At 41.4% G+C, this 6,772-nt stretch carries 5 protein-coding genes and 1 pseudogene; 1 reads left to right on the top strand and 5 read right to left on the bottom strand.

All coding sequences use genetic code 11. The features are described 5' to 3' along the window. Positions 1 to 216 precede the first annotated feature (216 nt). Positions 217 to 1,647: a pyruvate kinase gene (gene pyk / locus JCM15548_RS15940; protein WP_062127536.1), complete on the bottom strand. Its 1,431-nt coding sequence runs from the start codon at positions 1,645 to 1,647 to the stop codon at positions 217 to 219. Positions 1,648 to 1,698: 51 nt separating this feature from the next. After that, positions 1,699 to 2,118: a type II 3-dehydroquinate dehydratase gene (gene aroQ, locus JCM15548_RS15935; RefSeq protein WP_062127534.1), complete on the bottom strand. Its 420-nt coding sequence runs from the start codon at positions 2,116 to 2,118 to the stop codon at positions 1,699 to 1,701. Between the two features lie 212 nt (positions 2,119 to 2,330). On the opposite strand from aroQ, the gene xerD reads away from it, so the two are divergent. Then, positions 2,331 to 3,230 carry a site-specific tyrosine recombinase XerD gene (xerD, locus tag JCM15548_RS15930; RefSeq protein WP_062127532.1) on the top strand — a complete coding sequence of 300 codons (900 nt, stop codon included), beginning with the start codon at positions 2,331 to 2,333 and terminating at the stop codon, positions 3,228 to 3,230. 175 nt (positions 3,231 to 3,405) lie between these two features. Here xerD and JCM15548_RS24465 read toward each other — a convergent pair. From JCM15548_RS24465 to JCM15548_RS15910, 3 genes and pseudogenes are all read right to left on the bottom strand, one after another. Beyond that, a pseudogene (locus tag JCM15548_RS24465) lies at positions 3,406 to 4,298 on the bottom strand (lysophospholipid acyltransferase family protein). Between the two features lie 139 nt (positions 4,299 to 4,437). Further along, a complete protein-coding gene (locus JCM15548_RS15915; RefSeq protein WP_062127525.1) occupies positions 4,438 to 5,295 on the bottom strand; it encodes a TIGR01777 family oxidoreductase in 858 nt (285 codons plus the stop codon). Positions 5,296 to 5,465: 170 nt separating this feature from the next. After that, positions 5,466 to 6,761: a mechanosensitive ion channel family protein gene (locus JCM15548_RS15910; RefSeq protein ID WP_227625934.1), complete on the bottom strand. Its 1,296-nt coding sequence runs from the start codon at positions 6,759 to 6,761 to the stop codon at positions 5,466 to 5,468. Positions 6,762 to 6,772: the final 11 nt, after the last annotated feature.

The following is a 6,772-nucleotide window of genomic DNA, read 5'->3' as shown; positions in this document are numbered from 1 at the left end:
ATTGATTTGTCTAACGTTTGCCCTGTTTTTGTAAGGCGTTGCAAAGATAACGCTTCTTTTGATTTATGCAATATACCAGCCCCCTTTTAAGCCGCTTTTTTTTGTCTTTTTTTTCATGAATAATGCCATCTGCATGGTTTTCAATAAAAAAGCCCCAACCATTCAATGGCGGGGCTTTCAGATATTTTAAGGTGGAGAAATTCACTCCCTTATTACTTAGTCAACGTAGCGGTCGATCTTATCCAACAGGCCATCCACTGTAATAATCTCAAGATAAGTGGTTCCGCCACCTATACCGAAACTTCCACCTAGATAAGCCACCAGATCCTCATCCCCCAAAACCTCTTTCTTTTTAAGCTTGGTAACGGTTTTGTGCATAATCTCGCTCTTAGAACTTCCTGGCTCAGTCAGTCGGGGAAATACGCCATAAGACAAGGCCAATTCACGACCTACTCTTTTATTATAGCAAAGCGCAACTACGGGCAATGAGCCACGGAAAGCCGCTAAATAGCGAGCTGTTTTGCCTGTCAGACTATCGGTCAACACCGTTTTAATGGGCAACTCTTTAGAAGCCTTAACAGCCGTGTCCGCCAAATAGGCCGTCACATCATGCTTAACCAGGTTGACGGGGATATCGTTACGTGAATCCTTGGCATCCTCAACCTCCTTGGCGATACTTGACATGGTTTTAACAGCCTCGACAGGATAAGCACCGTAAGCCGTTTCACCACTCAACATAATGGCATCGGTACGGTAATAAATCGCATTGGCTACATCTGTTACCTCTGCCCTTGTGGGACGAGGATTCTTGATCATACTGTGCAACATTTGCGTGGCAACAATCACTGGCTTTTTAGCTTCAACACATTTACGAATTAACTGACGCTGAACCAAAGGAATTTTTTCCTGAGGAATTTCAATGCCCAGGTCTCCACGGGCCACCATTACACCATATACCACCTCCAGAATCTCATCAATATTCTCAACACCTTCCTGATTTTCAATCTTGGCAATGATTTTTATGGGACTGTCGTGGGCATCTAAAATCTTTTGGATTTCCAGTACATCCTGAGCGTTACGCACAAATGAATGGGCAATAAAATCTATGTCATTTTCAATGGCATAGTTGATAAAATCCAAATCCCTGTCCGTTAACGAAGGCAAATTAATGCGCACCCCGGGAATGTTTACACTCTTCTTGCTACCCAGAATGCCATTATTAAGCACCTCGCAGTGAAGATTTCCATTTTCAACCTTTTGAACAATGAGATCAATCTCGCCATCATCAAACAAGATATGACTTCCGGCACTTACATCATCGGTAATATTGGCATAAGAAACGCAAATAACCTCCTTGGTAGTAATTCCGCCAGGATTTCCTTTGATGATAACCTGATCGCCTGTCTTGAGCTCCAGATCTCCCTCACATTTGGTGGTTCTGATTTCAGGCCCCTTGGTATCCATGAGTAAGGCAATCTTTTCAGAAACTTGTCGAACGTTGGATATCAGCCGATCCAAACCTTCAAAATCAACATGAGCCGTATTCATTCGAACGACGTTCATCCCTGCTTTATACAGCTTTTTTACAAAATCCACATCGCATCGCAAATCGGATACCGTGGCCACAATTTTAGTGTGTTTCTTCATTGAGAAAAATTAATTATAATCTATTAAATGGAAGATAATACGAATTAAGAATTATTGTTTAACTATGGCATTGAGCGCAAGTTCATAGGATTTAAGGCCAAAACCACCAATCACCCCTTGAACAACAGGAGATATAAAAGAATGGTGCCGAAAATCTTCACGTTTAAACACGTTGGAGATATGCACCTCAACAACAGTCGCTGTAATGGCTGACAAGGCATCAGCAATAGCTACAGAAGTATGGGTATAGGCTGCTGCATTTATAATAATACCATCAACACTAAAGCCAAATTCATGAATGCAATCAACGAGAGCACCTTCACCATTGGATTGAAAATAGGAAATTTCTACATCGGGGTATTTCTTTTTGAGCGTTTCAAGGTAAGAATCAAAGGACTGGTTCCCGTAAATATCAGGCTCTCGAACGCCTAATAAATTAAGATTGGGACCATTGATGATCAATATTTTCATCAGAAAACAATTTAGTTCAGAATCATACTCTAATTCACGCCGCAAAAGTAAGACAACGAAATGAATAAAAAAAATGGGGGATAATTAAACTTTTATCAAAATAATTAGCAACAAGACAAAAAAAGTTGCATTTTTAGCCTATTATTATCAGTTATTATTTTATATTTACTTCCTGTGAAACAGCAACTCCAAACTACAAAAATTATGTTATTATGAATTGGGAATCAGAAATTAGTGAATTCAAGAATTACTTAAAGCTGGAGAAAGGCTTGTCAGACAACTCAATACATGCGTATGTTACCGATTTATATAAGTTAGTTCAGTACCTCAGGGATCAAGGCTTCAAGGATGGGCCGGAACACGTGACGCTTAGCCATCTAAAAGATTTGATGGAATGGGTAAATGGCAGAGGGATTAGTCCCCGAACCCAGGCCCGAATCATCAGCGGCATCAAATCCTTCTACAAATTTCTGCTGATAGAAGAGAAGGTTGAGAAAGACCCTACTGCCCTGCTTGAAGCACCGAGAGTTGGAAGAAAACTTCCTGAAATATTAACGGTTGAAGAAATTGATACGGTTATCAATGCAGTGGATACCAGAAAGCCTGAAGGTCAACGAAATAAAGCCATACTTGAAACACTCTACAGTTGTGGACTGCGCGTTTCGGAACTGATTGATCTTAAAATTTCCAACCTGTTCTTTGAGTCCGGATTTGTTAAAATTGAAGGTAAGGGAAATAAAGAAAGGTTGGTTCCTATTAGTACCAAGGCCATTAAGGAGATCAATCTTTACCTGAGTGAATATCGACGCACATTAAAAATACACCCGGAGCATGAGGACATCCTCTTCCTTAACAGAAGGGGCAAAAAGTTATCGAGGGTTATGATTTTTACCATAATCAAAAACATTACCAACAAACTTAACATAGCAAAAAATATCAGCCCACACACTTTCCGGCATTCCTTTGCCACGCATTTGATTGATGGAGGAGCCAACCTTAGGGCTGTTCAGGAAATGTTGGGACACGAGTCCATTATCACCACAGAAATTTATACACATTTAGATAAAGAGTACCTGAAAAACACAATAACACAATATCACCCAAGGACTTAAACATCAAACAAAACCAAAAAAAGGCCGGTTACACCGGCCTTTTTTTGGTTAATATCAGCTGATCTGATGCCCTATGATCCTTAAAAAGCGATGGTATGTTAAAACACAATAAATGTTCACAACAAGATAAAACATATCCCATTCATTAACTTTATGCGTCATGAAGCCGGGGTTCTCAAACAGATTTTTCTATTGTCAGGGCCATCTCCTTTTCCCGCTTTCGCTTTAAAAACAATTCAACATCCGCTGGCGTTGTTTTCCAGCGCTCATGCATCCATACCCATTGTTCGGGATCCTCACGAATGACCGATTCAATAACTTTTGTGTATTCTTTGGTATTTTCCAACAAGTCCGTTGCCTCACTTCCGGTATCCTTCCAGGGAATGGGTGGCAGAATGGTAAACCGATGCTGATTATTGGGCAGACGACGCATAAACATCGGCAAAACAGGCGATTGACTCTCCATGGCCAAACGGGCAGCACCGGTTGGGGTATAGGCTTTATGACCAAAAAAATCGACAAACACCCCCTTGGCCTGCGTATCCTGATCAATCATGATTATCAGACATTCCCCCTTACCCAAAGCATCCATCAACTTTGGATAAGCATTTCGACGTCCAATATTATTCATCCCGCGCTTCTGTCGATAGCCCACAATCAAATCATTAATCTTTGGATTGGGCATGGGTCGGGTGATGGCAGAGGTTTTATACCCCATAACAGAAGGTAATATGGCTGAAAACTCCCAGGAGCCGTGTGACTCATCAAACTCAAAACGCCTTTGCCGGCCTCATAAGCTGCTTTTAAATGTTCTTCGCCCTTTATCTCCACAATCTGAGAAAATTGCTCCCGGGTTGTGTAATGCAGCGTATGTACATAATCACCAAAATTGAGGGCCTGGTGCACAAAAACCTGTTGTGCCATTTTATAAATTTCATCCGTGGATTTTTCATCCCCATAGATCAGCGTCAAATTTTGGATGGTTTTCTTCCGCTCCTGTTTAACCAGGATAAAGGCCAATTTTCCTAATCCTGAGCAAACCTTCAACACAAACTTTCGCGAAAACATTCTGAAAATCAGAATAAATACCTTTATAAAAAAAACCAGAATCGGATATTTAATTCCTCTTCGTATTTTTTTCCACCTTTTCTTCCAGTTCATTTTTCTTTTTTTAAATTTTTCTTTGATGTCACCCAAATTAATTTTCTCAGGTTAATTCCGTTTTCAGGGCGCGGTTTAGAGATGGATAAGAAAACTCAAATCCATCTGCCAAAAGCCGTTGCGGAATCACCTGTTGACCAGTGGTCAATGCCGTAGCCCCTTCTCCAAACACCAATTTCAAAACCCATACTGGTACCATAAAAAAGGCCGGCCGTCTCAGCGCTCTCGCCAATTGATGTGTAAACTGCTGATTGGTCACCAATTCCGGTGCCACCAGATTGTAGACTCCGGATGCCCTTGGAATAGTTATACCACCCACTATAGCACTAACCACATCCTCCAGATGAATCCAGGGGAAAAATTGTTTACCAGACCCAATTTTTCCACCCAATCCCCATTTAAAAGGTAAAAGCATTTGCTCCAATGCCCCCCCCGAGACTGTCAACACAATCCCCAAACGAAAGATGGATAATCGGACTTTGTCAGCGTTGACTTTCAACGCTTCGTTTTCCCAATCACGACATACCTTAGAAAGGAAATCTGATGAATAATTGGTTGAGAACTCATCATGCACGTTAACATCATCATAAATACCCACAGCCGAAGCAGAAATAAAGTCCTTTGGCGGGGATGACAAAGCATTAATGGCCTCCACCAGAAGGCGGGTTGTATCAATCCTACTGTGATAAATCTTTTTCTTATTTGATTCAGTCCACCTGGTTAATATAGGTGCTCCTGCCAAATTAACAACAGCATCTGTCCCGTGCAACAATTTTTTCAGATGATCAGTACCGGAAGCTAAATCCTGACGCGACACGCCCACAACAATATATCCGGCAGACTGTAAAGCCGTCTTAACTGCCTGACCTATCAGACCTGTAATTCCACAAATGGCTACTCTCATTATTTGTCGTCTGTATTGGTTACAATAATTCGTTATTTTTTTATTTACTTAATTTGCAAGCAGTTATGAACCTGCCGTCCGTATACGTAATCAGCTTATAATTAAGGACTTGCTCTTACCTAAAACCTAATGACCTAATAATCTAACGACCTATTGAGTTAGAGACTCAGTTAAATCTTTGATTTGAGGTGCAAATCACGTTGAGGGAAAGGTATGGTCACCTGATTTTCCCTGAATTTTTTATCAATCGCAAAACGCAGCTCACTGCGTATGGGTTCAATCCGAAAAATATCCTCAATCCAAAATAACAATTTGAAATCCAGAGAGGAATCCCCAAAGTTCGTGAAAAGCACCAGGGTGTCCTCCTTATTGATCACATCCGCACATTCATCCGCACATTCTCTCAGAAGTCGCTCTACCAGCTGCAAATCAGAACCGTAAGCCACCCCCACATCCACAGAGAACCGGGTTCTCGACTCGTTATAACTCCAATTAATCAGCTTATCCTCAATCAATTTATGGTTGGGTAAAAACATAATGATATTGTCACGGGTCCGAATTTTGGAGGTGCGCAATCCCACCTCCGTCACCCGGCCAATCAAACCCGACTCAATTTCAACCACATCATCCACCTTTACTGAACCTTCAAACAGAAGAACCAGTCCCGATACGAAGTCATTAAAAAGCCCCTGAATACCAAACCCCAATCCAACCAGAAGGGCCGCAGAACCAGCTATCAGCATATCAATGCTAACACCAATAGACTGAAGAATAATTAACACACTAACCAGCCAAATAAAGTACTTCATGATTTGAAAAACGGTACGGGTTTGCCCCCGGTCCAGTCCTTTGGCTCTGGCATGCCGGGTATAGACTATTTCTATCAACCGAAGGGCCACAGCAATTCCGTAAAGAGCCAGCATGGTGTATAACAACACCCAAGGCGTCACACTTACATTGCTTAATTCAAAGAGCGTTTCACTAAAAAAGTCGGAAATGAAGCTTCCCGCAAACCTTAACCAAATGCCGGCAATCACCAAAAACACAAATACCATCAGAAAGCGCCTCACCTGATTGACCGTTTTGCGCTGTGTCCGATACTTTTTAGTGAGGGTAGCGGCTATGCTTTTGAGCAGTTTATTAAAGTATAAAAGCAGGATAACTCCTGCTAAAAGACTAATAACAAAAAGGGGAGAAATGCGGATTTCCTTAAAAAGAACAAGCACAGGCTTGGAAAAAAACGCTTGAATGGAATAGCCGGTGACCCATAATATAAACCACCCGGAAAACATTATTAAAGCTACTCTGATAATCCACCCTGCTAAGATTCTGCCCGTTTGTCGGGGCGATTTTGTTTTAAAAAGAAACCCGCTAAAAATCCAGGCCACAGTAAAAACAACTGCCCAAATGGCCAGTTGCAAATATTGTGCTCCCATCAGGTTAAACAACCATCCTTGATTTTCCATACCACCCATCT

It is taken from the genome of Geofilum rubicundum JCM 15548, assembly GCF_000974365.1.
Lineage (GTDB): Bacteria > Bacteroidota > Bacteroidia > Bacteroidales > Marinilabiliaceae > Geofilum > Geofilum rubicundum.
This window is presented reverse-complemented; position numbering and strand designations above follow the sequence as displayed.

Bases quoted from the DNA above. Each gene is read 5' to 3' on its own strand.
- JCM15548_RS15910 (WP_227625934.1), bottom strand. From the start codon at position 6,761: ATGGAAAATCAAGGATGGTTGTTTAACCTGATGGGAGCACAATATTTG.
- xerD (WP_062127532.1), top strand. From the start codon at position 2,331: ATGAATTGGGAATCAGAAATTAGTGAATTCAAGAATTACTTAAAGCTG.
- aroQ (WP_062127534.1), bottom strand. From the start codon at position 2,118: ATGAAAATATTGATCATCAATGGTCCCAATCTTAATTTATTAGGCGTT.
- JCM15548_RS15915 (WP_062127525.1), bottom strand. From the start codon at position 5,295: ATGAGAGTAGCCATTTGTGGAATTACAGGTCTGATAGGTCAGGCAGTT.
- pyk (WP_062127536.1), bottom strand. From the start codon at position 1,647: ATGAAGAAACACACTAAAATTGTGGCCACGGTATCCGATTTGCGATGC.